This window comes from Solibacillus sp., assembly GCF_040273735.1.
GTDB lineage: Bacteria > Bacillota > Bacilli > Bacillales_A > Planococcaceae > Solibacillus.
Genome location: NZ_JBELZM010000003.1, coordinates 94,399 through 121,354, shown reverse-complemented (window position 1 = coordinate 121,354; position 26,956 = coordinate 94,399). Strand labels below are relative to the sequence as shown.

The window sequence follows — 26,956 nt, the reverse complement described above, 5'->3', positions numbered from 1 at the left end:
TTTACTTTTGACATTGCGGACAATATGTTGATGTTCTGCCCGCGATTACGAGCGACTCTGTATTTGTTTCACATACAACACATTGCTTTTTTCCATACATTTTCAGTCGATGCTGCATCGTACCTGCACCACCATTAATACTCCGGTAATCTGAAATTGTCGATCCGCCCGAATCAATGCTTTCCTGCAATACATCACAGATTACGTGAAAGAGCTTCGTCTTTTGCTCACGACTTAACTCATTCGTTATCTTCCCGGGATGAATAAGCATTTTGAACAATGCTTCGGTTGCATATATATTGCCGCAACCAGAAATCACCTGACCATCCATGATAACTTCTTTAATCGGTTTTTTTGCGAATTTCGGCTTTTCACTTTGCATGAGGAAAAAATCACATGCGATTTCATCAAAGGGCTCCGGCGCCATTTTTAACAATGGCGGATGATCGTCAATTTCTTTAATAAAGCGTAATTCACCAAAACGGCGGATATCGGCATAGACAAGCAATTCTCCGCTTGCCAATGTGAATATCGCATGAATATGCTTCCGGAATTTTTCTTCCGTAATCTCCAGCACATCATTAACTACAAACCATGCTCCACTCATCCCTAAATGATTCACTAAAATAAAACGTTCATCATTTTTCTTAAGATGAAAGAATATATATTTCGATCTGCGCTCCAATTTATCGATTGTCATATCGCGTACTAACAGTTCAAATTGAGAAGGCTTTGCGTTTTTTACAATCGCCTGTTTACCTGCTTCATGCGATGTATAAACGACATCGGATAAAGAGACAGATTCAATTGTCTTCCCTTCTACGATAGGCCGTAAATCACGTACGACCCCTTCTACTTCTGGTAATTCAGGCATAAATGGTACTCCTTATTTCGCATCGTACCATGTAGGACCATATGAAAACTCAACCTTTAACGGCACGCTTAACTTAATTGCATTTTCCATAACTTCAGGTACGATACGTTCTAAAATTTCAACTTCTTCTTTTGGTGCTTCAAAAATCAGCTCATCGTGTACTTGTAATAATAGCTTCGTCTGTAATCCTTCTTCTTCAAGGCGTGCATTCATGTCAATCATTGCTTTTTTAATAATATCCGCGGCACTTCCTTGGATCGGTGTGTTCATCGCTGTACGCTCCGCAAAACTTCTTAAATTGAAGTTCGAGCTTGTGATGTCCGGCAAGTAGCGGCGGCGATTTAAAATCGTTGTAACGAAGCCGGCTTTCTTGGCCTCTTCAATACTTGTATCCATATAGTTTTTTACACCCGGGAAGCTTTGCAAGTAGTTTTCGATAAAAATTGCCGCTTCTTTGCGTGTAATATCAAGGCTTTGTGATAAGCCATAATCGCTAATCCCGTATACAATGCCAAAGTTAACAGCTTTGGCTGTGCGACGCATTAAGCTTGTCACATCATCCGGATTTTCAAGATTGAACACATCCATTGCCGTACGTGTATGGATGTCCATTCCTTGCTGGAATGCCTCTACAAGCGCATCATCACCGCACATATGTGCTAATACGCGCAGCTCGATTTGAGAATAGTCTGCAGCAAACAGAATCCAATCTTTTTTCGAAGGAACAAATGCCTTTCGAATTTTGCGCCCTTCTTCCAAACGAATCGGGATATTCTGTAAATTCGGGTTTGTTGAGCTTAAACGTCCCGTTGATGTTAATGCCTGTTGGAAACGAGTATGCACTTTGGAATCCGCTTCATGTACCTCTTTAATCAACCCTTCAATATAAGTTGACTTTAGTTTCGCGAGTGTTCGGTATTCCAGAATATGCTTTACAATATCATGCTCGGACTGCAGTTTTTCAAGCACATCGGCTGCTGTCGAATAACCCGTTTTCGTCTTTTTGATGACAGGTAAGCCTAGTTTATCAAATAAAATGACACCAAGCTGTTTCGGTGAATTAATATTGAATTTCTCGCCTGCCAGTTCATAAATTGTCGCTTCCATTACTTCGAGCTTTGTCTTCAGTTCATCACCCATTTGACGTAATGTATCGATATTGACTGTTATCCCTTCGCTCTCCATTTTCCCTAAAATATGTGCAAGCGGCAGCTCCAGCTCTTTATATAATTCAAACTGTTCATTTTCTTTCAGTGTTTGCTCTAAAACTGGCTGCAGCTTCCATACTGCTACTGCTTTTCGGCTTACATGTTCTGCTACATGATCTGCACCAGGAACAATCCACTTTGCCCCTTTTCCGTAAATCGCTTCATTGGATTGTACATCCTGATAACCGAATTCTTTTGCAAGTGTTGCAACATCATCACCTGAAATCGACGGCTTTAAAATGTACGAAGCTAACAATAAATCGAACTCCACACCTTTTAGCTCGATCCCTAAACGATGGAGCATTGCTTGTGTCGCCTTACTGTCGGCAACATATTTTTTCTTGGTTTCATCTTGAAGCCATGCTTTTAACTCCGCATTATCAACAACATTCTCAATCGCTGTATAAACAGTACGGTCCCCATCCGACAATGCTAAACCGAGGGCATTACAGCTATGGTAATGTTCATTTTCCAACTCCAGGTGAACAGCCATCGTATCTTTGAGCATGTCAGTTGTAATAGGCTGCACATTTTCAAATACTAGCTCAGCTTGTTCAGTTTCTACTGCTTCAAAATCGCTTTTTTCGATTAAAGATTTAAACCCAAGCTCCTGCCATACATCAAGAAGTGCTTCCTCATCCGGACCTGTATAAGCTAATTCATCAATTGTAATTTTAAGCGGTGCATCTGTATGAATTGTCGCAAGCTTTTTTGATAAGTGTGCCATTTCTTCATTATCTACCAGCTTTTCTTTCATTTTCGATGCTTTCAATGAATCCATCGCTTCATATAGTTTTTCTATTGTACCGTGTTCCTTCAATAATTTAATCGCTGTTTTTTCACCAACGCCTGGAACTCCAGGAATATTATCCGATTGATCGCCCATAAGCCCTTTCATATCGATAATTTGCTCTGGTGTCAGTCCATACTTTTCTTCAATATGGGCAGGTGTATATTTTTCAATATCCGTAATCCCTTTTCGGGTAATATATACAGTAACATCCTCTGTTGCGAGCTGCGTTAAATCCTTATCTCCTGAAACAACGATAACTTCTATCCCTTGTCCAGCAGCCTGTTTCGCTAACGTTCCAATAATGTCATCCGCTTCGTACATTTCCAGCTCATAGCGTTTAATCTTATATGCATCGATCAGCTTGCGAATATAAGGGAATTGTTCGGAAAGCTCTGGCGGGGTTTTTTGACGGCCCCCTTTATATTCACCGAAAGATTCATGACGAAAAGTGGTTTTTCCGGCATCAAACGCAACAAGCATTTGTGTCGGATTTTCCTCACCGATAATTTTTTGCAGCATCGTCGTAAATCCGTAAGTCGCATTTGTATGAATCCCACTGTCGTTCGTCAGCAAAGGCAATGCAAAAAAGGCACGATAAGCTAATGAGTTTCCATCTAATAAAAGCAATTTTTGTTTTGTCATGCAAGTTCCTCCATTTATATAGATCAATTTCGCCTTGGCTTCATTGCGTCCAGATTCTGCTATGTGCTTGCGCAAAGTACTCATAAAACGAATCTGTAACATCCGCCGTTGGCACCAACTTCACTTAGCAGTTGTTAAAACATTCGCTGAATGATGTTCGGTACGATTATATGTTCTCTTTCTACTTTAGCGATTGTTCACATGAATTGCCAATATTTAATGTGGTGTTCGACAGATTTTTTAGGCAAACAAAAAGGCCCCTATTTCTAGGAGCCTGGAATCTTTACTTTAACTTTTTAAATTTATAGTTTTTCACGACTTCGCGTTTTTCTTCATAGAAAATTTCTTCAAAAATAACCGTTAATAAAAAGGCATTTAAAAATGGAATGATAACATACATCGGCATGCCGCCTAAATCGTATGGCATTAACCCGCGCGCAAAAACTTCTACGAATCCGATTTGCGTGAAATAAAAGATCGCACCAATACCAACTTGCCAGATCGGACGCTTATCTTCGCGTTTTTCAAACCATAGAACTTTCTTGAACGAATCACGTACATCTTCTGCAATGAACGAACTTAATACTAAAATAGCAATAAACAAAATTGGTATATGAAAAATTTCCACCTTCACGAAATTAATATTGGATTGATAAAAAAGCGCCGTCACAGATGTTGCCATAATAAATGCGATTAAACAATTCTGTATTACTTTACTCAAACTTCGCCACTCCCCCTATTTGAACTAACTATACTATAGTATAACAGTAAAATAATAGTTTCCAATAATATAATTTGAAAATTTAATGAAGTTAAATAATGTAATTTTTTCCACACGAGGAAAAAGCCATTTAGAATGGTTTCATTCCAAATGACTTTCACATTTTTTAATCTAATTGTCCGGATAACAGTTTAGCATATGGCGAGTCTGACGGGATAATAATCATTGTCTCATTGCCGATTGTTTTCTTGTATGATTCTAACGTTCTGAATAAACTGTAGAATTCCGGGTCTTTCGAGTAAGCGGCATTATAGATTTGTGCAGCCTGTGCTTCACCTTCTGCTCGGATGACAGAGGCCTCTTTATTTGCTTTCGCAAGTGTTACCTGTACTTCCTGATCCGTTTTTGCCTCTTTACTTCGCTTTTCCGCATCCCCTTCAGACAGATACTTTTGCGCAATCGATTGACGTTCCGAAACCATTCTTGTATAAACAGACTGCTCGTTTTCCTCTGGTAAATCCGTACGGCGAATACGTACATCAATTACTTCAATACCGAAATTGGCTGAATCAATTAACTCATTGACACGTTGCGTAACACGGTCGTTAATATTCCCGCGTTTTGAATCTTTTTCATTAATAATATCGCCGTATTCCGTCTGACCGAACTCTGTACGAAGTGCCGAATAGATGAATTCCTCCATACGATTTTCCGCATTCAGCAACTGTCCGGCATTTGAAATTAATGCCTTCGGATCCGTCACACGCCAAACAGTATAGTTATCAATAATAATTCGCTTTTTATCTTTCGTACTGATCTCTTCTTCTGTCATATCATGTGTCATCAAATTGCTTGGAAGAGTTGTCACACTTTGAATGAACGGAATTTTCATATGAAGTCCCGGTTCACTTTCGTACTTCACTACTTCCCCGAATTGGCGAACTACTTTATATTCATTTTCTTTTACAATATACAGATTCGCAATTACGATAATTAATGCGGCAAAAACAACCGTTAATACTATCACGGAAGATACCCATTGCTTTACATTTATCGGCTTTTTATCTTTTTTTAATGGTGTAGGTGCTTTTTTTGCTTTTGTATCACCGTTGTTAACTTGTTGATCAGGACCGTTTGCCTTCGGTACTTCCTTTACTTCTTTCGATCCTTTTTTGTTGCCGAACAGTTTTTTCACAAACTCATCTAAATCGCCGTCAAAATTATTTTTGTTGTTACTCATTCACTTTTGCTCCCTTCTTTTTTCTCTTCTGTAGAAGGAGGTGTCGTTTGCATTGGCTGAATCGGCAAGTACTTCATCGTACCGCTGCCGTCATCATTCATAATATAAATTTGGGCATTCGGTAAAACTGCCTCCAATGTTTCGAGCACTAATCGTTCACGTGTAATATCCTTATTCAGGCGGTATTCATCATAAAGCTGGTTAAATAGCGCTACTTCACCTGTCGCTTGCTCAATACGTGAAGCCTTTTCCCCTTCCGCTTTTGAAAGAATTGCCGCTGCTTCACCAACCGCTTCACTTACACGCTGGTTTTCATACTTTTCCGCTTCGTTAATCTTTGTATTTTTTGTCTCCCGTGCATCGGTAACATCTGTAAATGCTGCACGTACTTCCTCATTCGGAACTTCTACATCTTGCAGCTTTACACCTAAAACCCCAATACCGATATCGTACTTATCGATTAACGATACAAGCAACTCACGTGTTTCCGCTTCAATATCCGCTTTACCATCCGTTAATGCCTCATCGATTGTTGAGCTGCCAATGATTGAACGAATCGCACTGGATGTCGCATTATGTAAAATCGTTCGCGGCTCCTGTGAACTAAATAAATATTTTTTTGGCTCAACAATGCGCCATTGAACAACAAGGTCTGTTAGAACAATATTTTCATCACCTGTAATCATTTTTGTTTCTTTATCGAATGCTTCCACCGTACCGTCCGGGTTTTGCTTATAGCCGAACTGTAAACTGTATGTTTCTTTTGATAAAATCTCTACTGACTGTATTGGCCACGGTAATTTAAAATGAAGTCCTGAATCTTGTATTGTTTCATCCGCTTGACCAAATGTAATCACTACTGCCTGTTCCGATTCATCTACTGTATACCAGGATGTCGTTACAACAATAATTCCTACGACACCCATTAGAATAAGCGCTACCCACATTAATGTTCTTTTTACACTCATCGTATAAAGCCTCCTTACTTTTCAATTTCCTCTTATTCTACGGGTAATCAATTGTAAAAGTTTCATATTTTTTCAAATTGAGTAATCAAAAAATATGAACAAAAAAACCGCATAAAAAGCTTCCAACTTTTTACGCAGTTTCTTCATTATTATATTTAATTTCTTGCTAAGCGTTACCTTCATTTAGAAACGGGGGTTTCTATTAAGAACTGTAACACCGCAATATGAAGTTCAATTAAATGTTTTGTAAATTTACTGTTAAATTTTAATCTTTCAAAGGTAATAACACTTTAATACTTGTCCCTTTTCCGACTTCACTTTCAACCATAATTTTTCCGTTATGTGCTTCAATCAAATGCTTTACAATGGACAAACCAAGACCTGTCCCTCCAGAATTTCGGCTTCTTGCCCGGTCTACCCTGTAAAAGCGCTCAAAAATACGAGAAATCTCCGCTTTTTCAATGCCGATACCTTCGTCTTTCACTTCAAATATCCCATATTGATCATTGGCACTAATACGTAGTGTGACCGTAGTTTCTTCTTTAGAGTAGGCGATCGCATTGTTAATTAAATTCGTAAAAATTTGCATTAGACGATTTACATCACCTAAAATAACCGCATCCTGTTCTATTTCTACATCAAACTGCATATTTTTATTTTCCAATTGCGCGCTTGTCAAATCAACAACCCGAACTAAAATATCCTGCAGCTTTGTTGGCACTACATCGAGTGTAAAACCATGCCGCTCAATTTTGGATAGCTCGAGCAAATCATTGACGAGAACCTGGATCCGGTTGCTCTCATCATAAATGATCGTCAAAAAGGACAGCAGCATCTGCTCGTCTTTACATGCCCCGTCTAGAAGTGTCTCGGAAAATCCTTTAATCGAAGTAATCGGTGTTCGCAGCTCATGCGAAACATTCGCTACGAAATCTTTTCGAATCTGCTCCAATCGCACAAGTTCACTCACATCATGCATAACTATTACGACACCAAGCCAGCGCCCATGTTCACCAACAACAGGCGCCCCATAAACTTGCTCATAATATTCTTCATTTGCGATTTCCATTTCAAGCTGCTGACGATATGGTAATTCCGTTAAAAAAACATGATCGATAAACTTTTCAAGCTCTTTCGGTAATCCGAGCATCATGAAATTCTTACCAATGAGCTTCTCTTTAGGCAGCTCGAACAACGTCTGGAATTTCCTGTTAACAATCGAAATATTGCCTTCCCGGTCAATCATCATTAATGCACTGCCCATATTTTCAATCAATGTTTTTAAACGTTCTTCTTCAATTGCTCTTGTTTTCGTAATATCCTGCAAATTCCGTGCCAAAATGTTAACGGAATTTCTTAACTCAACAATTGTATTCGGTCCATTCGCAAAAGCGCGCGCACGATAATTACCTTTTGAGAGTTCTCTCGCAGTTTTTGTAATATTAACAATCGGGGTAATAAAATTGCTTACAACCCGGTATGCCATAAAACTCATAATAATTAAACCGCCTAATAGTAATGCAGCAATAATCAAATATATTTTCTGCTTCGTACTTTGTAATCCCTCGGCATGTCGATCAATTGTATAAGTATCTAAAATGGCTTCTTTCTGTGTTTCAGTAAGTTCAATCTGCTCCTGCTCGATCACTTGCTCCAATTGCTGCTCGGAATCCTTTGTCACTTCATGGACAAACTCATCGGCGAAAAATGGAAAAAGCTGCCCTATGAACAGTCCTAGAACAGCTAAACTTGATCCAATTACTAAAATAAACGAATAAAATAAACGATTTTTCATTGCGTTCATTATTTTTTGGGCTCCTCAAATTTATAACCTAAACCACGGATTGTTTTAATAAACAGTGGTTTACGACTATTTTCTTCAATTTTATCCCGCAGATGGCTAATATGAACATCTACGATACGAGTATCCCCGGCAAAATCATAGTTCCATACAGCACTAAGCAGCTGATCACGCGTTAATACGCGGTTTTTATTTTCAAGTAAATAAACAAGCAATTCAAATTCTTTCGGCGTGAATTCCAAAGACTGTTCATCGATAAATGCTTCAAATCGCTCCGGGAAAACTTTTAAATTACCGAATGAGTAAACTACTTCACTCGATTCAACTGCTTCTTCCACAACCGGGCCAGAGAAACGTCGCAGCACAGCCTTTACTCGGGCGATTACTTCACGCGGGCTGAATGGCTTTGTCATATAATCATCCGCACCAAGCTCTAAACCTAATACTTTATCAAATTCATCGTCTCTCGCAGTCAGCATAATAATCGGTATATTGATGCGTAAACGTCGTAATTCTTTACAAACTTCAACTCCATCAAGTTTTGGCAGCATTAAATCCAATAAAATCAGATCCGGTGTTTGTTCTACTGCTGTATCAAGACCCGCCTGACCATCATGGGCCAATAGAACTTCAAAACCTGCTTGTTCCAAGTTATATTTCAATAATGTTGCAATTGGCATTTCATCTTCTACTACTAAAACCGTTTTAACCATTATAAGTTCCTCCAAAATCGATTTGAAACCCCCATCTCAAAATCAATCTTCCAGTGGTTGGCTATCAACTATTTCGTTAAATATGTACTGATTAAAGCACTATCTTCATAGTAACAACTTTTTTTGAAAAGTACAATTATTCCTCTGTTCAGCTAACTATATGCTCTTTATTACTTGAAGAAAATTTTAATCCTTATTATTTCGATAGGTAAAATTTTTTTTACTATTGACTGAATATTTATTATTATGGTAACATTTAGAAAAATTGTTTATACAGCCACAAGAAAAGCATGTATAAATTTTTTTGTTTACAATCCCTAGTAATTCAATATGTTAAGTATTTTAACGGAAAGTAGGTGCTTCCATGGCAAATGGAATCAATATTGAGTTAGTAAATTTAACAAAAAATTTCGGTGAAAAACAAGTATTAAAGGATATTAATTTAACAATCCCCGCTGGACAATTCGTTGCGATCGTTGGGAAAAGCGGTTGCGGAAAAAGTACGCTTCTACGTATCATTGCAAATTTAGAACAAAAAACGGCAGGGGAATCTTTAAAGGACGGTATTCAACAGGAAGACTTTTCAGGCGTTCGCGTCATGTTTCAGGAGGATCGTTTACTTCCATGGCTATCTGTTTTAGAAAATGTAGGGGTTGGCACAGAGTTAAAAAAGGATTGGCAACCACTCGCATTAAAATCACTTGAACACGTAGGATTAAAAGACCGTGCAAAAGAGTGGCCACATGTACTGTCAGGAGGCCAAAAACAACGGGTTGCATTAGCTCGTGCGCTTAGTGCACAGCCAAGACTTTTGTTATTGGATGAACCGCTTGGTGCATTGGACGCCCTGACACGACTGGAAATGCAAAATCTAATTGAACAATTGTGGTTAAAACAAAAATATACGTCGTTACTCGTGACACATGATGTGGCAGAAGCAATTGCGTTGGCAGATCGAATTATTTTAATCGAAGACGGAAATGTTGCTTTAGATTTACCGGTAAAACTCCCTCGTCCAAGAACACGGTCAAATCCGCAATTTGCGGAGCTTGAGGAAATTCTGCTTCAGCATTTATTAGGACAACAAACAAAAACTGAAACACCAATTAAACCAAAAGAATTACAAGCAATTATTTAAGGAGGTATTACAAATGAAAAAACTATTATCTGTCTTTTTGCTCTTAACTTTATCAATTATTTTAGTCGGGTGCTCATCATCGAATGCCGAAAATAAAAAAGTTCGAATCGGCTACCAGAAAAACGGCACAACATTGCTGTTAAAAGCGAATGGCGAACTTGAATCTCGATTAAAGGAATTAGGTTATTCAGTGGAATGGTCTGAATTCAATACAGGAAGTTCAATTCTGGAAGCATTAAACTCTGGAGCTATTGATTTTGCCAATGCAAGTGATGCCCCATCAATGATGGCATTATCAAAAGGTATGAATTTCAAATACATCGCAGGTGAAGAATCTTCTCCACAATTCGAGGGGATTTTAGTAAAAAACGATGGCTCTATTCAATCAATTGACCAATTGAAAGGAAAAAAGATTGCATACAATAAAGCTTCCATCTCTGAATATTTATTAGTTTCTGCTCTGGAAACAGTTAATCTGACACTGGATGATGTAGAGTCCGTTATCTTAAGTCCTGCAGATGCGACTATAGCATTTCAAAACGGCGAGGTTGATGCCTGGGTTACTTGGGATCCGTATATGACGGTATCAGAAAGTAAAGGAAATCAGATTTTAGCTACAGGAGAAGGCATTGTGGAACACCGCAGCTTCTACTATGCATCTGAAAAATTCATTGAATCCAATAAGGATGCAGTCGTTGCCTATGTGGAAGAACTATCAAAGGTCGGTGAAGCCATAGATGCCGATTCAAGCGATGCCGCAGAAATTCTTGAAGAAAATACTGGTATCGCCGCAGATGTCTGGGTAACAAGCTTAGCCCGACGTTCATCTGTTGCTACTTATTTGGATGAAGCTGCACAGGCGGATTTACAAAGATTAAATGAAGATCTTTATGACATTGGATTAACGACTAATCTGGTAGAAAATCTCGAAAACTATATTTGGAAACCATAAGAGGTGAGAAAAATGAAGAAGAAAAAATGGTTTCATTTGATTGAGCCGTGGATCATTCCTATTTTAATTATTGTCATATGGGAAGTATCGAATAAAACAGGTATCCTTTCCAATACAATTTTGCCCGCCCCTTCCGATGTAGTAAAAGCAGGCTATGAACAAGCAGTTTCCGGTGTTCTGTTTGATCATCTTCAAATTAGTACGACGCGTGCTCTAATCGGATTCCTTATTGGCGGAAGTATCGCTTTTGTAATCGGAATTTTAAATGGAATCGTCCCTTTTGCACAGCGTTATTTGGATACTACTATTCAAATGCTGCGTAATATTCCGAATCTGGCACTCATTCCATTAGTTATTATATGGTTTGGGGTTGGTGAGGAGGGAAAGATTTTCCTAGTGGCAATCAGTGTATTTTTCCCGATCTACGTCAATACATACCATGGCATCCGCAATGTTGATCCACGGTTAATCGAAATGGGGAAAATTTATAATCTTTCGAAGTTCAAATTGTTTTTTAAAGTGATTATTTTAGGCGCAATGCCATCCATTTTAGTAGGTGTTCGCTACTCATTAGGAATTATGTGGCTTACTTTAATTGTTGCAGAAACGGTTGCGGCAAGTTCGGGAATCGGCTATATGTCGATGAATGCCCGTGAGTATATGCAACTTGATATTGTTGTATTAGCCATTATTTTATATGCTATTTTAGGAAAAATTGCGGATTCCATTGCAAAACTATTAGAGAAAAAATTATTAAAGTGGAATCCCGTGTATCAGTAAACTAAAAAGGGCTTCGGTGTAAACAACCGAAATGCCCTTTTTTTATTTCAGTGCTTTCATTACATCTTTAACAGCATCTGCGGATTGGTCAAGCGCTGTTTTTTCATCTTCTGTCAGATCAAGTTCGAATATTTTCTCGATACCGCCAGCACCTAATAATGTCGGAACACCTAAGTATATCCCTTCATATCCATACTCGCCTTCTAAATAGGCAATTGCCGGCAATACTCGCTTTTGATCTTTTAAAATTGCCTCTGCCATTTCCACCATTGCTGCAGCAGGTGCGTAATAAGCAGAACCATTACCTAATAGATTTACGATTTCACCGCCACCTACACGGGTACGCTGCACAATTTCTTCTAAACGTTGTGCAGGTATTAAGCTTTGTAAAGGAACCCCACCTACCGAAGCATACCGTATTAAAGGCACCATCGTGTCTCCATGACCGCCTAATACAAGTGCAGATATATCTTTTACAGATACATTAAGCTCCTCGGCAATAAATGCGCGGAAACGGGCAGTATCCAACACACCCGATTGACCAATAACCCTTTGTTTCGGGAAGCCTGATTCTTTAAATACTGTATATGTCATCGCATCAACTGGATTTGTAAGTACAATAATCGTTGCATTAGGTGAAGTACGGGCTATTTCCATTGCAACGGCTTTCATGACACCCTGATTAATCTGCACTAAATCATCACGACTCATTCCTGGCTTACGGGCAACACCCGCAGTTATTAAAACGATATCCGAGTTTGCTGTATCCTCATAATCGGAAGAGCCTTTTACATAAGAATCAAAGCCTTGTACTGGCGCTGCTTCCCACATATCCAATGCTTTTCCTTTCGTTGGATTTTCTGCTGTTGGAAGATCAATAATTACTACGTCGCCTAATTCTTTCTGTGCTGCTAAAAATGCTGAGGTTGCACCTGTAAAACCACTACCTATAACTGAAATCTTTTTACGTTTTAATGTCACCAAGAACCACTCCTTCATCGCAATTATAATTTCACATGAAAATTATATACAAAAAAAGGGAGAAAACATAATGTTCTCTCCCTTTTTAAAAATTATTTTTTGATTAGCGTTAAAAGTAAACTATTTCCATTTATAGTAAAATTATATAACTATATTATTCATTGCTAAATAATTTGTTCATAATTTCACATATACAGGCAAATGAGTAAAACTTTTAATTAGAAGTTTTCGATTAATTTTGAAGCGAATTCAGAACATTTAACTTCTGTTGCGCCGTCCATTAAACGTGCGAAGTCATAAGTTACATATTTAGAAGAGATTGTTTTCTCTACTGAATTTGTAATTAAGTCCGCAGCTTCTTGCCATCCTAAGTGCTCAAGCATTAATACGCCTGATAATAATACTGAAGATGGGTTTACTTTATCTTGACCAGCATACTTAGGTGCAGTACCGTGAGTAGCTTCGAAAATAGCGTGTCCAGTTAAGTAGTTAATGTTAGCACCTGGAGCGATACCGATACCACCAACTTGAGCAGCTAATGCGTCAGAGATGTAGTCACCGTTTAAGTTCATAGTTGCTACTACGTCGAACTCGTTAGGACGAGTTAAGATTTGTTGTAAGAAGATATCAGCAATAGAATCTTTTACGATGATTTTGCCTTCTGCAACAGCTTTAGATTGTGCTTCGTTTGCAGCAGCTTCGCCTTGCTCAGCTTTGATTGCATCGTATTGGTTCCAAGTGAATACTTTATCGCCGAATTCAGCTTCAGCTACATCGTAACCCCATTGTTTGAATCCACCTTCAGTGAATTTCATGATGTTACCTTTGTGTACTAAAGTTACTGATGGACGGTTGTGTGAAATAGCGTACTCAATTGCAGAGCGTACTAAACGTTCAGTACCTTCTTTAGATACTGGTTTAATACCTAAACCAGAAGTTTCTGGGAAGCGAATTTTGTTAACGCCTAATTCGTTTTGTAAGAAGTTTAATAATTTCTTTTGCTCGTCAGAACCAGCTTTGTACTCGATACCAGCGTAGATATCTTCAGTGTTTTCACGGAAGATTACCATGTCAACATCTTCTGGACGTTTAACTGGTGAAGGAACACCGTCAAAGTGACGTACTGGACGTAAGCAAACATATAAATCCAACTCTTGACGTAATGCTACGTTTAGAGAGCGGATACCGCCGCCGATTGGAGTTGTTAAAGGACCTTTAATAGCGATTAAGTATTCGTTGATTTTTTCTAAAGTTTCAGCTGGTAACCATTCGCCAGTTTTGTTGAATGCTTTTTCACCTGCTAATACTTCTAACCATTCGATTTTCTTTTCACCGTTATAAGCTTTTTCTACAGCTGCGTCAATTACGCGAGATGCTGCAGCCCAGATATCTGGACCGATACCGTCACCCTCGATGAAAGGAATAACAGGATTGTTTGGAACGTTTAATTTACCATTCTCTACTACGATTTTGTTAGTCATTGGAAATTTGCCTCCTAATAATCATAAATCTAGGACTGTGTCAAATCACAGTCCCAGATATTTTAACATACTTTTTTAATTAGCGCTCGTTAATTGGAACGTATTTTTGCATATCTGGACCAACATACTCCGCACGTGGACGGATTAGACGGTTGTTTGCATACTGCTCTAAAATGTGCGCTACCCAACCTGAAGTACGAGATACTGCGAAGATTGGTGTGAATAAGTCATGCTCGATACCTAAAGAATCATATACTGATGCTGAGAAGAAGTCTACGTTTGCAGGTAGTTTCTTTTGCTCAACGATCATGTCATGGATTTTCACTGACATATCGTATAATTCTGGTTTGCCTGTTAATTTAGTAAGCTTTTCAGACATTACACGTAAGTGAGGTGCACGTGGGTCGCCTTTGCGGTATACGCGGTGACCGAAGCCCATGATTTTTTCTTTGTTATCTAATTTGTTTTGAACCCAAGTTTCAACGTTATCGATTGAACCGATTTCAGTTAACATTTTCATAACTTGCTCGTTAGCACCACCGTGTAATGGGCCTTTTAATGCGCCGATTGCAGAAGTTACACCAGAGTATACATCTGATAATGTTGCAACACATACACGTGCAGTAAATGTAGAAGCGTTTAATTCATGGTCAGCGTGTAAAATTAACGCTTTATCGAATGCTTCAATTTCGATTGCTGCTGGTTCTTCACCTTTAAGCATATATAAGAAGTTTGCTGCATAACCTAATTCTGGTTTTGGAGCAACTGGTTCTTTACCTTGACGTACACGTGCAAAAGTAGTTACTACTGTACCAATTTTCGCTTGTAAACGGATTGCTTTACGGTAGTTTGCTTCAGCTTCCATAACATCAGCTTCTTCGTCAAATGCACCTAACATAGATACAGCTGTACGAAGTGCTGCCATTGGGTGTACTGTGTTTAAAGGCATAGATTTGAATAAATCTGTGATTGCCGCTGGAATTTCCATATTTTTAGCTAGTTCTTCTTTTAAGTTAGCTAATTCTTCAGCGTTTGGTAAACGCGTGTTCCATAACAAGAATACTACTTCTTCAAAAGTCGCATTGTTAGTTAGGTCGTCGATGCCATACCCTACATATGTAAGTGTATCATCGATAATTGAAGAAATTTTCGATTCTGCTGCTACGATACCTTCTAAACCTTTTGTTGCTGACATAAAAAATCGCTCCTTCACTTAGTAAATTAATTTTGTAAGTGCTTTCTTTTTACTCTATAAAAAAGTCGCACACTCATATCGTTCTGCTCAATTGAACCTATAAGTAAATCGCTTACAAATTTCATTATAATCAATTTTGACGGCTTTGTGAATGAATTAGTAGTATTTTAGGAAAAAATCACATACGTGATAGAATTCATGCAAAAAAGAGAATTTATAATTTGTAATGAGTTAATCAAGGTATTAATTAGGAGTGAGATAAATGGATTATACAAATAAAACAAACCAATGGCTAGTAAAAAGTAGGAACTTTATCGTTCTTTTACTTTATTTTATCCTTTTTTATTTCATTCCCCCTATTATTTTCGGTCTATTTTTCGCTTACTTACTATTTCCTGTATTCCTCTTTTTCAAGCAGCAATTTAGACTGCCATTCTTTCTCGTAGTCATAATACTTTCCGTATTTCTATTCTCGGTTGTCGTATCTGTTATCATGCTCATCATTCACAGCTTTATCACCATTCTTCCTCAGCTGCAGTCAACACTCTTATCTTTGGACAGTACCTATATGAAACATCCGCTTCTTCCGTTTATTGTAGAAAAACTTCAAAGTTTAATTAGGGACTTGCTGTTCTATACTATCAATTTTATAAAAAACAGTTTTCAATCCATATTTGAATTTTTCATTTTCATTGTGACATTCTACTTCGCGTTGATGGAAAGCTATAAAAACCGATTATGGTTTTTCGCTTATATTCCGAAAGCTTATCGCACTGCATGGGCTCGCTACTTCCAAAAAGGAATGGAGCTTATTGGCCGCTTTATCGTAGTGGAAATGCAATTGTTTACGCTGACGTTTATTCTGCTGTGTATAGGGTTTTATTTTTTGAAGTTTGAAGCATTTGTTATTAAAGCCTTTTTAATTGCCTTTGCAGATTGCCTGCCTTTTTTAGGAATCGGAATTTTCCTGATTCCAGTTTCTATTTATTATTTCATTGTAGACGAACCGATAATGGGCATTGCCATTTTGGTTCTGTACTTTATTGTACAAATGATAAGGCAGCTAACTGAATCAATGCTCTGGTCACACACGTTGCATTTACGTATGATCCACACATTTCTAATCAGCGCTGCCTCAGTATTATTATTCGGTTTTTACGGAATCATTCTCAGCCCAATATTATTGATGATTGCCATTAAAGTGAAACAACACGCTATTTTTGCAAAATAACGACTTGTCCTCTTTTCATTTTTTTACGTAAAAAGAAGAAGATGACCGGTTTAAACAGATTTCGCGTAATTCCTGATACAAATAATAATCCAATAATATCCGTAATGAAGCCTGGTAATGCCAAAAGTATGCCGCCAACAAAAATCATAAATGTTTCAATGACTGGTACTGCGGGTGGCTGACCTTGCTGCATGCTTTTTTGAATATCCTGTATAGATTTTGTACCGCGTTTTTTGGCGATCAACAATCCTGCAATGGATGTGAAAATGATTAATAACAATGTATAGAAAACACCGATCGCGTTTCCAATTACGATAAATACCGCAATTTCTGCAAATACGAGTGCGAGTAATCCAAATAAAATCTTTTTCATATATGAACCCCCTCTTCTTCTATTTTATACGAAACAGCGAAGAAAAAGTTTCAAAAAGAGATTATAACAAAAAACAAACCACCATTTTCATTATATGAAATGGTGGTTTTGCTGTACTAAATTATTTTTTATCCGTATTAATCTTAAAGAACGCTCGCGTGTCCTTTATAAATAACACCTGTTTCGGCATCCATTGTAATTTCCTGTCCGTGCTGGATTAGAGTAGTTGCTTCTTTTACACCGACAATTACAGGAATACCTAAGCTTAAGCCAACTACAGCAGCGTGTGATGTTAACCCGCCTTCTTCAGTAATAATACCTGCGCATTTTTCAATCGCCGGCATCATTTCACGATCAGAGCCTACTGTTACAATAATTGCTCCTTCTGTGTCGTAAGCTAATGCTTCTGCTGCATTGTTAGCGATAATTGCATTACCAACAACTGACAGTTTACCAATACCTTGTCCACGTGCCAATAAGTCGCCAATTACATGCACTTTCATTAAGTTCGTTGTACCCGCTTCACCAACCGGAAGACCAGCAGTAATAACAACTACATCACCGTGGCTGACAAACTCATGTTTTAGCGCTTCATCAACTGATAACTCTAAAATTTCATCCGTTGTTGAAACTCGCTGCGTTAAAATCGGTTTCACGCCCCATACCAATGTCAATTTCTGAGCAACATTTGGCTGACTTGTAACTGCGATAATTGATACACCTGGTCGATATTTTGCAATCATTCTTGCCGTATTTCCGCTTTCAGTTGGAGCTAATACTGCTTTAACACCAAGGTTAATCGAAGTATAGGCAACTGCCTGAGAAATAGCTTCTGTCATATTTGCCTCTTTTTCACGGCTTCGTTTTGATACAATTTCTCGGTAATCCAAAGCATTTTCCGTACGAATCGCAATTTTGTTCATTGTCGCTACAGACTCTACCGGATAAAGACCTGCTGCTGTTTCCCCAGAAAGCATGATTGCATCTGTACCATCCATAATTGCGTTTGCAACGTCTGATGCTTCTGCGCGAGTTGGACGTGGATTGCGCTGCATTGAGTCCAGCATTTGTGTCGCTGTAATAACAGGCTTACCGACTTGGTTACATTTTCGGATTAATGATTTTTGTACTAAAGGAACTTCTTCTGCAGGAATCTCTACACCTAAATCCCCGCGGGCCACCATTAAACCGTCTGAAACTTCGATAATTTCATCGATGTTGTCAACGCCTTCCTGGTTTTCGATTTTAGGGATAATTTGAATGTGGCTGCCGTTATTTTGCTCCAATAGCTCACGAATTTCGAGTACATCCTTTGCAGTACGAACAAATGAAGCTGCAATGAAATCGATACCTTGCTCAATACCGAATAAAATATCTGCTGCATCTTTATCTGTAATGCCAGGTAATTTCACAGAAACACCAGGTACATTAACACCTTTTTTATTCTTTAAAATACCGGCGTTTTCAACAATTGTATGGATTAACCCTTGCTCCGTATCTTTCGCAAGTACACGCAATTCGATTAAGCCGTCATCCAATAAGATTATATCGTTTTGGTCTACGTCTTCAATCAGCTGATCGTATGTGATGGAGAAACGTGATTCATTTCCTAAAACTTCTGTCATCGAAATATCGATTACTTGTCCTGTTACTAAATGTAACTCACCGTTTTCCATTGAATGTGTTCTGATTTCAGGTCCTTTTGTGTCCAATAAAATTCCAACCGGTTTTTTCATGCGTTCTGCTGCATCACGAATTGCGGCAATACGGTTTGCATGTTCTTCATGATTTCCGTGTGAGAAGTTTAAACGGGCAACATTCATCCCTGCATCAATTAACTTTTCTAACATTTCTGGTGATTCACTAGCTGGTCCAATAGTACAAACAATTTTAGTTTTTCTCATAGTTTTGTCATCTCCGTTTTTATGCACTTTAAATTGAAAGCTCTTTTGATAATGTATACAAACTTAAGTCTGCTTGGTGCTTAGTTTCAAATGCTTTTCTTAAATCATAATCGATTATAGCGTGATTTTTCACGCCAACTGCTCTTCCACCTTTGTTTTCCAACAATAGCTCTACCGCTCTTGCGCCAAACCTACCTGCTAAAACGCGATCCCGAGCAGATGGAGACCCTCCCCGCTGTATATGGCCTAATACAGATGTTCGAATTTTAATTCCTGTGCGTTCTTCCAAAAGCTGCGCAAGTTTATGACCATTCATCACACCTTCAGCGACAATTATAATACTGTGGCGCTTTCCACGAGCTGCCCCACGCTCAAGACGTGTTACAATATCATCCAGATCATACGACTCTTCAGGTATTAAAATTGATTCCGCACCAGCGGCCAAACCTGCCCAAAGAGCAATGTCTCCTGCATCGCGGCCCATTACTTCAATAACAAACGTATTTTCATGACTTGTTGCCGTGTCTCGGATTTTATCGATGGATTCAACGACTGTATTTAATGCCGTATCAAAGCCAATTGTATATTCTGTACCAGGTACGTCATTGTCTATTGTACCGGGAATGCCGACACACGGGAATCCTTTATCTGATAATTGCATGGCTCCACGGTAAGTACCATCTCCGCCTATGACAACTAACCCTTCGATTCCCTCTTCTTTCATGCGTTCAATTGCTCTATATTGAATATCATCCTGCTTAAATTCAGGGAAACGTGCTGAATACAGTTTCGTTCCGCCTCGTTGAATAATATCGCCAACAGAACCAATATCTAAAAGTTCGAATTTCCCGTTATAAAGACCTTCATACCCATGATATACTCCGACAACATCAACATTATGAAAACGCGCTTTACGAACGACTGCACGAATAACAGCATTCATTCCCGGTGCGTCTCCACCACTCGTTAAAACCGCAATCTTCTTCATACGACCTTTTCCTCCTATTACGCTGCTACTAACCACATTAACAGAAAACACGCTCATATGTAACTATTCTACAAAACAAATTGTAAAGCTTTTGAAAAAAATGAAGAATGCGCTCACACGCATTCTTCAATGTATATCACTGTTATAAAACAACCTTATTGTTCTATATATTGGCCAATATTTTTAAATTTCATATAACGATTTTCAACTAATTGATCTTCGCTCTCTTTATTTAAATCATTTAAAACGTTTGTAAGATATTCTTTCATAAAGGTTGCCTGCTGCTCAATATCTTTATGGGCACCTCCGGCAACTTCCGGTATAATCCCATCAATAACTTTAAGCTGCTTTAAATCAAGGGCTGTTATTTTCATCGCTTCTGCCGCCTCTTTAGCATAGCTTGCATCTTTCCATAAAATCGATGCAGCTCCTTCAGGAGAAATTACCGAATAAGTTGAGTTTTCAAGCATCAAAATTTTATTTGCAACTCCAAGGGCAAGGGCACCGCCACTTCCACCTTCACCAATTACAATACTAATAATCGGTACCCGAATGCCTGCCATTTCAAACAAATTACGCGCAATTGCTTCACTTTGACCGCGTTCCTCAGCTGCTTTACCCGGATACGCGCCTTTCGTATCGATAAAGCAAATGATTGGGCGTTTGAATTTCTCTGCCTGTTTCATTAAACGTAACGCCTTCCGGTAGCCTTCCGGATGAGGCATGCCAAAATTGCGGCGAATATTTTCTTTTGTCGTTTTCCCGCGCTGGTGACCAATGATCGTAATTGGCTGACCATTGAATGATGCAATCCCGCCGACAATTGCTGCATCATCTTTAAATGTACGATCTCCATGCACTTCGATAAAATCTTCAAAAATACGTTCAATATATTCAAGTGTCGTTGGACGGTCAGCATGGCGGGCTACTTGCACACGGTGCCAAGGCTCCATATTTGCGTATACGCTTTTTTCAAGTTCCTGCAAGCGTGTTTCCAACTTCTCAATTTCTCCACTCATATCCACATCTGCTTCCGTGGCAATTGTTTTTAACTCTACAATTTTTTCACGAAGTTTTACAACCGGTTCTTCAAATGCCATTAATTTAGACATGCGATACGCCTCCCTGTACATGCAGCTTAACAATTGTTGCAATTTTGTCTCGCATTTCTGTTCGGTTAAAAATTGCATCAAGCTGTCCATGATCTAGTAAAAATTCTGCTGTCTGGAAATCTTCCGGTAACTTTTCACGTACCGTTTGTTCTATTACACGACGTCCCGCAAACCCAATCAGACTTTGAGGCTCTGCAATATTATAATCGCCGATCGATGCAAAACTTGCCGATACACCACCTGTAGTAGGATGTGTCAAAATTGAAATATACAGTAAGCCTTCCTCGCTATGGCGTTTTAAAGCAACACTCGTTTTTGCCATTTGCATTAATGACAATACCCCTTCTTGCATCCGCGCACCGCCACTTGCCGTGAAGATAATGAATGGCACTTTCAGCTCTGTCGCCTTTTCTACAGCGCGTGTAATTTTTTCACCAACAACCGAACCCATCGACCCCATACGGAAGTGCGAATCCATTACCGCAACAACGACCTGCATCCCTTTTAATGCACCTACACCTGTTAATACAGCTTCGTTTAACCCTGTCTTCTTAATATCCGCTTCCACTTTTTCAACATATGCAGGGAAGTTTAGCGGATTGATAGTTTGAAGATGATCGTCCATTGAAACAAATGAACCCTCATCTAAAAAACAGGCAATTCTTTCATTGGCATTTAAACTAAAATGATGCTGACATTTAGCGCATACTTTTAAGTTTTTTTCGAGTTCTTTTGTGACATGAATCGTTTTACATTTAGGACACTTGGTCACGATGCCTTCCGGAAAGGATTTTTCATCTTCTTTTCTAGTAATATTATCAGTATTTTTTTTACGACTAATTGTAAATAAATCACGAATTGCCATCGTAATCCCCCTTTATATTCACGTAATCATTCTTTAATAATGACCATCCATTTTTCATATGAATCAATTGCTTCATGTAAATAACCCATTTGCAGTGAAGCAAGCAGTATTTTTAATTCCATTTTCTCTTCTTCTGTAATTTCATTTGCCGATAGATTATTGCTGAAAGAAAGAAGCTGGAGCCAAATTTTTAATGCAAGCCGGTTACCTGAAACGATTATACACTCACGAAGTATGTCTTCTCTTTTTAACTCCTGCCCCAGCTCTACCATTACAAAAAAGCTCTGCCAAATTGGTAGTGCCCTCAAATTGTCAGACTGGCAAATAATTCGAATCGCTTCTTTTTCGTGCATTTCTCTCGTTGCATGCACATCCGCAATCGATTTTTCATCCTGCAAAATAAATGATCCGACAATTTCAACAAACTGATGGTGCTGCATACTCGCCAAATATGTACCACCGCCATGCCTTGTTTCAATTAACCCCAGCAACTCCAGACTGCGCAGAGCCTCCCGAACCGAAGACCTTCCCACTTGCAGCTGCTCGCTTAACATTCTTTCTGAAGGAAGCTTTTGCCCTTCCTGAATATTTTGCTCTGCAATTAAATCGTGTAATTGCTTAACAATTTGAATAAACATCTTTTTTGCGGGCTTATCTTCCACATTCTTCACCTCACCGTGACTAACGCTTTCCATTATTATCAACAAAAGTGGTCAGACCAGTTACTAAAGTAAGGATACAAAATGTTTTTCACATTGTAAAGGGAAAATATAAAACTTATATTTTATATATAATAAAATTTGCGAATATATAACTAGATTTACGTTTTTTCGATAAATTTAGAAGAACCCATATAAAAAGAGCGCCTCTAAAGCTATTAGAAGGCGCTCTTTAATACTATTTATTTTATAATAATCTGTTTAACTTTTATTTGTTGTTTATTAAATCGTTGCTCGTAAAAGCCCTCTATATAAAGCAGGCCCTCTTCCCGGATTTTCCCGACAACTTGCTCGTATTCCTTAGGGAACAATGTTAAAGAGACTGATCCAAACTCATCTTCCATCTGAACAAATGCCATCAGTTCACCGCGTTTTGTGCGGAGCTGTCGCATTTCGCGAACTTGACCGATCATTTTTACGAACGTGTTGTCTTTAAGATACGACAAAGTTTGAACAGTTGCCGTAACTTCCGGAAAATGGCTTCGTAATTTTACGATTGGATGATCTGATAAATAAAAACCGAGCACATCCTTTTCGTACTGCAGTTTGATTTTTTCCGGAATTGGGGATGTTTCACTATATTTCGGTTTACCGAATGCGAGCAATGCCCCTTCAAACAAGTCATCCCCGCCCGGTCGTACAAAATCAGCCTGTTTTTGGGCACCTTCGATAGTGGCGAGTAATGTTGCACGATCTTTGCCGAATTCATCAAGTGCACCTGCTTTAATGAGCGGTTCGATAATTTTTCTGTTGAAATTCGCTGTCGTCAACGTCACAGCCAAATCAAATATAGAGTCAAACGGCTTTTGCCTTTCTTGACGCGCAATTAACAGTTTTTGCAAAAATGGCTGCGGTACACCTTTAATCGTGGAAAGACTAAATCGGATTTTCCCGCTTTCCACTTTAAAGTGACGCATACTTCGATTAATCGACGGCGGCAAAATTTCAATTCCCCTTGCTTTTGCCTCCATTATAATTTGGGCAAGCTTCTCTGGATTACCCGTTGCATTTGTCAGGAGAGCAGCATAAAAATTGACCGGATAATTGGCTTTCAAGTACGCCATCTGATAGGAAATAACACTATACGCAACGGCATGGCTTTTCGGGAAGCCATAATCGGCAAACCGGACAATTAATGCATACACTTCTTCGGCTGCCTGCTGTGTATAACCTTTTGTTAAGGCACCTTTTACGAAAGAGGCCCGCTGCTGCTCCAGTACATCCCGCTTCTTTTTACTCACAGCACGACGGAGCAAATCAGCCTGTCCAAAAGAAAAGCCCGCCATCACATTCGCAATGCGCATAATTTGCTCCTGATAAATAATAACGCCGTATGTCTCTTCCAGAATCGGTGTTAAATGCGGATGCGGCATGATTACCTGCTCTTTTTTATGCTTTCTTCTTGCATACATCGGAATGAATTCCATCGGGCCCGGTCGATACAATGCATTGACTGCTACAATATCTAAAAAGTGGGTCGGTTTTATTTCACGGAGTGCATTTTTCATGCCATCCGACTCTAGCTGGAAAATACCATTCGTGTCGCCATTTTGTAATAGCTCAAATGTCTTTTCATCATTGAGCGGAATTTGATTAAAATTGATTTGTGTATTATGAGTAAACTGAATCGACTTCCGGATTTGCTCTAAAATCGTTAAATTACGGAGTCCTAAAAAGTCAATTTTCAATAATCCGTTTTGCTCCACTTCCTGCATCGGCCACTGTGTTAAAAATATTCCGTCATGTCCTTCTTCAATTGGTACGACGTCGACTAATGGAACAGGACTCAATACGACTCCTGCTGCGTGTGTTGACGCATTCCTTGGAAGTCCTTCCAATCGAAGAGATGTTTCAAACCATTTTTGGCGGATAGGCTCTGCCGTAACCCATGCTCTTAAGTTTTCCGACATTGCATATGCTTCCTTCAGTGTAATGCCGTGCTTATTCGGTATTAGCTTAGAAATCATTTCCAATGCTTCACTTTCGAAATTAAACATACGGGCAACATCACGGGCAACTGCCTTGGCAGATAGTGTACCGAACGTAATAATTTGTGCGACATATTGTTTGCCGTATTTTTTCGCAACATACTGGATAACTTCATGCCGTCTCGTATCTAAAAAGTCGATATCGATATCCGGTAGTGTAATACGTTCCGGATTTAAAAAACGTTCAAACAGCAAATCGTATTGCAAAGGGTCCACCTGCGTAATTTCGAGTGCAAATGCGACAAGAGAAGACGCGGAAGAACCACGGCCCGGACCTGTTAATATTTGTGCTTCACGTGCAAACTGCATAAAGTCGGCGACAATCAGAAAGTAATCTGAATAGCCCATCGACTGAATAACATGAAGCTCATAGTTCATCCGTTCAACATACTGATCCGGCACTGCGGATGTATTTAAACGCCGCTGTATACCAGTCACTACTTGCCGCTGCAGCAAGTTTTCCGCCGTCTCTCCTTCGCCAACCGGAAACTTCGGCATATAAACATTATTAGTGTTTATTTCAATTTGACAGCTTAGTAATAAATTTTCCATTTGTACGAGCCATTGTTGCTGATCATTAAACTTCTGCTGCCACTGTTCTGCTGTCAGTAAATGATTTCCCTGTTTATTGCTTTCTGCAGCTTCACTCAGTTTTACACCAGTATGGATGGCCTGTGCCACTTCATAGGCAAAAAAGTCCTTGTCATTAAAAAACAGACTTTCATGTGTTGCAACAATTGGAAGAGCATTTTTTTCAGCGAGCTGAACTGCTGAACTTTCCCAACCTGCTGTATCGGATAAACGGGAAATCCCAATATACACTTCATCCGGATAGGCCTTAATAATTTCTTTCAATAGTGGCTCCGCTTCCTGTTGCAACCATATTGCCTGCTGTTCGATAACAGGAATCATAAAAGCAATTCCTTTTCCATATGCGAGCAGCCATCTTAATGGGATTGTCTGCTCTGGCCGAATGGAAATACTACTGGAGATTTTCAACAAATTGCGATATCCTTCGTTTGTTTTTGCATATAAAACAAGCGGCAATGATTGATCTTCCGACAATTCGAGCTGAATCGTCAAGCCTACTACCGGATGTATACCGGCCCTTTTCATTTCAAACCAAAAAGGCAAAAGTCCGTACAATTTCGTATTAACAATTGCACAGCTTTTTGCCTTTTGCTGATGTAAAAAAGGGATGAGCTCTTCGATACGAATTGTACTTTTCAATAAATCGGCACTTGTCCGTACTTGCGGATATACAGTCACCCGTCATCCCTCCATCATATTATTTATATTCACTGCAAATCACTTTCAAATCTTCAATTACCTGATCTGCCTCTTCCCAAGAATATGCTGTAGCACCAGATGCCAATGGATGTCCGCCACCATTATACTTTTTCGCCAGGCCGTTGATAACCGGACCTTTCGAACGTATACGAACGCGAATCGTATCATTGTCTTCAATGAACATCACCCATGCACGGATATTCTTTACATTGCCCAATGAACTAACTAATAGGGATGTTTCGGATGGTGTAGCATCAAATTCCTGTAAAATAGCTGCAGGCAATTTAATCGACGCCGCACCGTTTCCGTCCATTTCGAAATGCTGGTATATATAACCTTGAAGGTTTAGTAGTTTGCGTTCCATTTCGTACATACCATCGAATACTTCATTTCGGTCGAAATTATATTGTACAAGTTGTCCTGCTGTTTCAAATGTTTTCGGGCTAGCACTTGGATATAGGAAACGACCAGTATCGCCGACAATTCCCGCAAACAACAGGCGTGCCGCTTCATCGGACATATCCCAATCTGCATACGTTTTACCTTCTTCATAAAGCTCATAAATCATTTCACTGCATGAACTAGCATTCGTATCCACCCATAACAAATCACCATAAGCATCATCATTCGGATGGTGATCGATTTTAATAAGTAACTCGCCGTTTACATAGCGCTGATCATCAATACGTTCGGTATTCGCAGTGTCAGTCACAATGACCAGTGCATTTTCAAACTGTGCATCTTCGATTTGCTGAGGGGTTGCCATGAAAGATAATGAGTCGTCATGTTCACCGACCGTGTATACCGCTTTCTCGGGATAATTTGCCCGAATTAACTCAGCCAGTCCTATTTGTGAACCGTACGCATCTGGGTCCGGTCGTACATGGCGATGCAGTACAATTGTTTCATATTGTTTAATTTTGTCAATAATTTGACGTTTCAATACATTTCCTCCTCATCCATAATGAATACCTATTTCATTTTCCAGTAAATATCGTT

General features: G+C 39.0%; 22 protein-coding genes. 4 read left to right on the top strand and 18 right to left on the bottom strand.

Going from position 1 to position 26,956, the window contains the following annotated elements; all coding sequences use genetic code 11:
* Position 1 precedes the first annotated feature (1 nt).
* The 7 genes from mutM to ABS917_RS04815 form a co-directional block, all read right to left on the bottom strand.
* A complete protein-coding gene (gene mutM / locus ABS917_RS04845) occupies positions 2 to 874 on the bottom strand; it encodes a bifunctional DNA-formamidopyrimidine glycosylase/DNA-(apurinic or apyrimidinic site) lyase (protein ID WP_350477936.1) in 873 nt (290 codons plus the stop codon).
* 12 nt (positions 875 to 886) lie between these two features.
* Positions 887 to 3,517 carry a DNA polymerase I gene (polA, locus tag ABS917_RS04840; protein ID WP_350477935.1) on the bottom strand — a complete coding sequence of 877 codons (2,631 nt, stop codon included), beginning with the start codon at positions 3,515 to 3,517 and terminating at the stop codon, positions 887 to 889.
* Positions 3,518 to 3,800: 283 nt separating this feature from the next.
* On the bottom strand, positions 3,801 to 4,238 hold the full coding sequence (locus tag ABS917_RS04835) for a DNA polymerase I (RefSeq protein ID WP_350477934.1): 438 nt from the start codon (positions 4,236 to 4,238) through the stop codon (positions 3,801 to 3,803).
* Between the two features lie 166 nt (positions 4,239 to 4,404).
* The gene (gene hflC, locus ABS917_RS04830) at positions 4,405 to 5,478 is read right to left on the bottom strand and encodes a protease modulator HflC (protein ID WP_350477933.1); all 1,074 of its coding nucleotides are present in this window, start codon (positions 5,476 to 5,478) and stop codon (positions 4,405 to 4,407) included.
* Positions 5,475 to 6,446 carry an FtsH protease activity modulator HflK gene (gene hflK, locus ABS917_RS04825; protein ID WP_350477932.1) on the bottom strand — a complete coding sequence of 324 codons (972 nt, stop codon included), beginning with the start codon at positions 6,444 to 6,446 and terminating at the stop codon, positions 5,475 to 5,477. The genes hflC and hflK overlap by 4 nt, the downstream gene beginning before the upstream one ends.
* A 265-nt stretch (positions 6,447 to 6,711) precedes the next feature.
* Positions 6,712 to 8,250, bottom strand: coding sequence for a two-component system histidine kinase PnpS (gene pnpS / locus ABS917_RS04820; protein ID WP_350477931.1), 1,539 nt, complete (start codon positions 8,248 to 8,250; stop codon positions 6,712 to 6,714).
* Entirely contained in the window at positions 8,250 to 8,960 is a 711-nt protein-coding gene (locus tag ABS917_RS04815; RefSeq protein WP_350477930.1) for a response regulator transcription factor, read from the bottom strand. Before ABS917_RS04815 ends, pnpS begins: the two co-directional genes overlap by 1 nt.
* A gap of 364 nt (positions 8,961 to 9,324) precedes the next feature.
* Here ABS917_RS04815 and ABS917_RS04810 point away from each other — a divergent pair, with 364 nt between their 5' ends.
* Genes ABS917_RS04810 through ABS917_RS04800 form a run of 3 tightly spaced genes read left to right on the top strand, consistent with a single transcriptional unit; the run spans position 9,325 to position 11,830 of the window.
* Positions 9,325 to 10,098 (top strand): ATP-binding cassette domain-containing protein, encoded by a 774-nt coding sequence (locus tag ABS917_RS04810; RefSeq protein ID WP_350477929.1) that lies wholly within the window; start codon positions 9,325 to 9,327, stop codon positions 10,096 to 10,098.
* Between the two features lie 13 nt (positions 10,099 to 10,111).
* A complete protein-coding gene (locus ABS917_RS04805) occupies positions 10,112 to 11,050 on the top strand; it encodes a sulfonate ABC transporter substrate-binding protein (protein ID WP_350477928.1) in 939 nt (312 codons plus the stop codon).
* Between the two features lie 12 nt (positions 11,051 to 11,062).
* Positions 11,063 to 11,830: an ABC transporter permease subunit gene (locus tag ABS917_RS04800; protein WP_350477927.1), complete on the top strand. Its 768-nt coding sequence runs from the start codon at positions 11,063 to 11,065 to the stop codon at positions 11,828 to 11,830.
* A gap of 42 nt (positions 11,831 to 11,872) precedes the next feature.
* Here ABS917_RS04800 and mdh read toward each other — a convergent pair whose 3' ends face one another.
* The 3 genes from mdh to citZ all read right to left on the bottom strand — a co-directional run bounded on the left by mdh (position 11,873) and on the right by citZ (position 15,487).
* Positions 11,873 to 12,811 (bottom strand): malate dehydrogenase, encoded by a 939-nt coding sequence (gene mdh, locus ABS917_RS04795; protein WP_350477926.1) that lies wholly within the window; start codon positions 12,809 to 12,811, stop codon positions 11,873 to 11,875.
* Between the two features lie 218 nt (positions 12,812 to 13,029).
* Positions 13,030 to 14,292 (bottom strand): NADP-dependent isocitrate dehydrogenase, encoded by a 1,263-nt coding sequence (icd, locus tag ABS917_RS04790; protein WP_340802006.1) that lies wholly within the window; start codon positions 14,290 to 14,292, stop codon positions 13,030 to 13,032.
* 79 nt (positions 14,293 to 14,371) lie between these two features.
* Positions 14,372 to 15,487: a citrate synthase gene (gene citZ / locus ABS917_RS04785; protein ID WP_079528414.1), complete on the bottom strand. Its 1,116-nt coding sequence runs from the start codon at positions 15,485 to 15,487 to the stop codon at positions 14,372 to 14,374.
* A gap of 262 nt (positions 15,488 to 15,749) precedes the next feature.
* Between citZ and ABS917_RS04780 the strand changes: the two genes are divergently transcribed.
* Positions 15,750 to 16,718 (top strand): AI-2E family transporter, encoded by a 969-nt coding sequence (locus tag ABS917_RS04780; RefSeq protein ID WP_350477925.1) that lies wholly within the window; start codon positions 15,750 to 15,752, stop codon positions 16,716 to 16,718.
* Here the strand turns inward: ABS917_RS04780 and ABS917_RS04775 are convergent.
* The 8 genes from ABS917_RS04775 to ABS917_RS04740 all read right to left on the bottom strand — a co-directional run bounded on the left by ABS917_RS04775 (position 16,702) and on the right by ABS917_RS04740 (position 26,900).
* Complete coding sequence (locus ABS917_RS04775) at positions 16,702 to 17,091, bottom strand: FxsA family protein (protein ID WP_350477924.1); 390 nt, start codon at positions 17,089 to 17,091, stop codon at positions 16,702 to 16,704. The genes ABS917_RS04780 and ABS917_RS04775 overlap by 17 nt on opposite strands.
* A 143-nt stretch (positions 17,092 to 17,234) precedes the next feature.
* A complete protein-coding gene (pyk, locus tag ABS917_RS04770) occupies positions 17,235 to 18,995 on the bottom strand; it encodes a pyruvate kinase (RefSeq protein ID WP_350477923.1) in 1,761 nt (586 codons plus the stop codon).
* Between the two features lie 28 nt (positions 18,996 to 19,023).
* Entirely contained in the window at positions 19,024 to 19,983 is a 960-nt protein-coding gene (pfkA, locus tag ABS917_RS04765; RefSeq protein WP_350477922.1) for a 6-phosphofructokinase, read from the bottom strand.
* Positions 19,984 to 20,138: 155 nt separating this feature from the next.
* The gene (accA, locus tag ABS917_RS04760; protein ID WP_350477921.1) at positions 20,139 to 21,095 is read right to left on the bottom strand and encodes an acetyl-CoA carboxylase carboxyl transferase subunit alpha; all 957 of its coding nucleotides are present in this window, start codon (positions 21,093 to 21,095) and stop codon (positions 20,139 to 20,141) included.
* Positions 21,088 to 21,960, bottom strand: coding sequence for an acetyl-CoA carboxylase, carboxyltransferase subunit beta (accD, locus tag ABS917_RS04755; protein ID WP_350477920.1), 873 nt, complete (start codon positions 21,958 to 21,960; stop codon positions 21,088 to 21,090). Before accD ends, accA begins: the two co-directional genes overlap by 8 nt.
* A 26-nt stretch (positions 21,961 to 21,986) precedes the next feature.
* The gene (locus tag ABS917_RS04750; RefSeq protein WP_350477919.1) at positions 21,987 to 22,622 is read right to left on the bottom strand and encodes a FadR/GntR family transcriptional regulator; all 636 of its coding nucleotides are present in this window, start codon (positions 22,620 to 22,622) and stop codon (positions 21,987 to 21,989) included.
* 239 nt (positions 22,623 to 22,861) lie between these two features.
* Positions 22,862 to 25,936 (bottom strand): DNA polymerase III subunit alpha, encoded by a 3,075-nt coding sequence (dnaE, locus tag ABS917_RS04745; protein ID WP_350477918.1) that lies wholly within the window; start codon positions 25,934 to 25,936, stop codon positions 22,862 to 22,864.
* A gap of 19 nt (positions 25,937 to 25,955) precedes the next feature.
* Entirely contained in the window at positions 25,956 to 26,900 is a 945-nt protein-coding gene (locus ABS917_RS04740) for a DHH family phosphoesterase (RefSeq protein ID WP_350477917.1), read from the bottom strand.
* Positions 26,901 to 26,956 lie beyond the last annotated feature (56 nt).

Coding starts and splice junctions, on each gene's coding strand:
- mutM (WP_350477936.1), bottom strand. CDS start 874: ATGCCTGAATTACCAGAAGTAGAAGGGGTCGTACGTGATTTACGGCCT.
- polA (WP_350477935.1), bottom strand. CDS start 3,517: ATGACAAAACAAAAATTGCTTTTATTAGATGGAAACTCATTAGCTTAT.
- hflC (WP_350477933.1), bottom strand. CDS start 5,478: ATGAGTAACAACAAAAATAATTTTGACGGCGATTTAGATGAGTTTGTG.
- hflK (WP_350477932.1), bottom strand. CDS start 6,446: ATGAGTGTAAAAAGAACATTAATGTGGGTAGCGCTTATTCTAATGGGT.
- pnpS (WP_350477931.1), bottom strand. CDS start 8,250: ATGAACGCAATGAAAAATCGTTTATTTTATTCGTTTATTTTAGTAATT.
- ABS917_RS04815 (WP_350477930.1), bottom strand. CDS start 8,960: ATGGTTAAAACGGTTTTAGTAGTAGAAGATGAAATGCCAATTGCAACA.
- ABS917_RS04810 (WP_350477929.1), top strand. CDS start 9,325: ATGGCAAATGGAATCAATATTGAGTTAGTAAATTTAACAAAAAATTTC.
- ABS917_RS04805 (WP_350477928.1), top strand. CDS start 10,112: ATGAAAAAACTATTATCTGTCTTTTTGCTCTTAACTTTATCAATTATT.
- ABS917_RS04800 (WP_350477927.1), top strand. CDS start 11,063: ATGAAGAAGAAAAAATGGTTTCATTTGATTGAGCCGTGGATCATTCCT.
- icd (WP_340802006.1), bottom strand. CDS start 14,292: ATGACTAACAAAATCGTAGTAGAGAATGGTAAATTAAACGTTCCAAAC.
- citZ (WP_079528414.1), bottom strand. CDS start 15,487: ATGTCAGCAACAAAAGGTTTAGAAGGTATCGTAGCAGCAGAATCGAAA.
- ABS917_RS04780 (WP_350477925.1), top strand. CDS start 15,750: ATGGATTATACAAATAAAACAAACCAATGGCTAGTAAAAAGTAGGAAC.
- ABS917_RS04775 (WP_350477924.1), bottom strand. CDS start 17,091: ATGAAAAAGATTTTATTTGGATTACTCGCACTCGTATTTGCAGAAATT.
- pyk (WP_350477923.1), bottom strand. CDS start 18,995: ATGAGAAAAACTAAAATTGTTTGTACTATTGGACCAGCTAGTGAATCA.
- pfkA (WP_350477922.1), bottom strand. CDS start 19,983: ATGAAGAAGATTGCGGTTTTAACGAGTGGTGGAGACGCACCGGGAATG.
- accA (WP_350477921.1), bottom strand. CDS start 21,095: ATGTCTAAATTAATGGCATTTGAAGAACCGGTTGTAAAACTTCGTGAA.
- accD (WP_350477920.1), bottom strand. CDS start 21,960: ATGGCAATTCGTGATTTATTTACAATTAGTCGTAAAAAAAATACTGAT.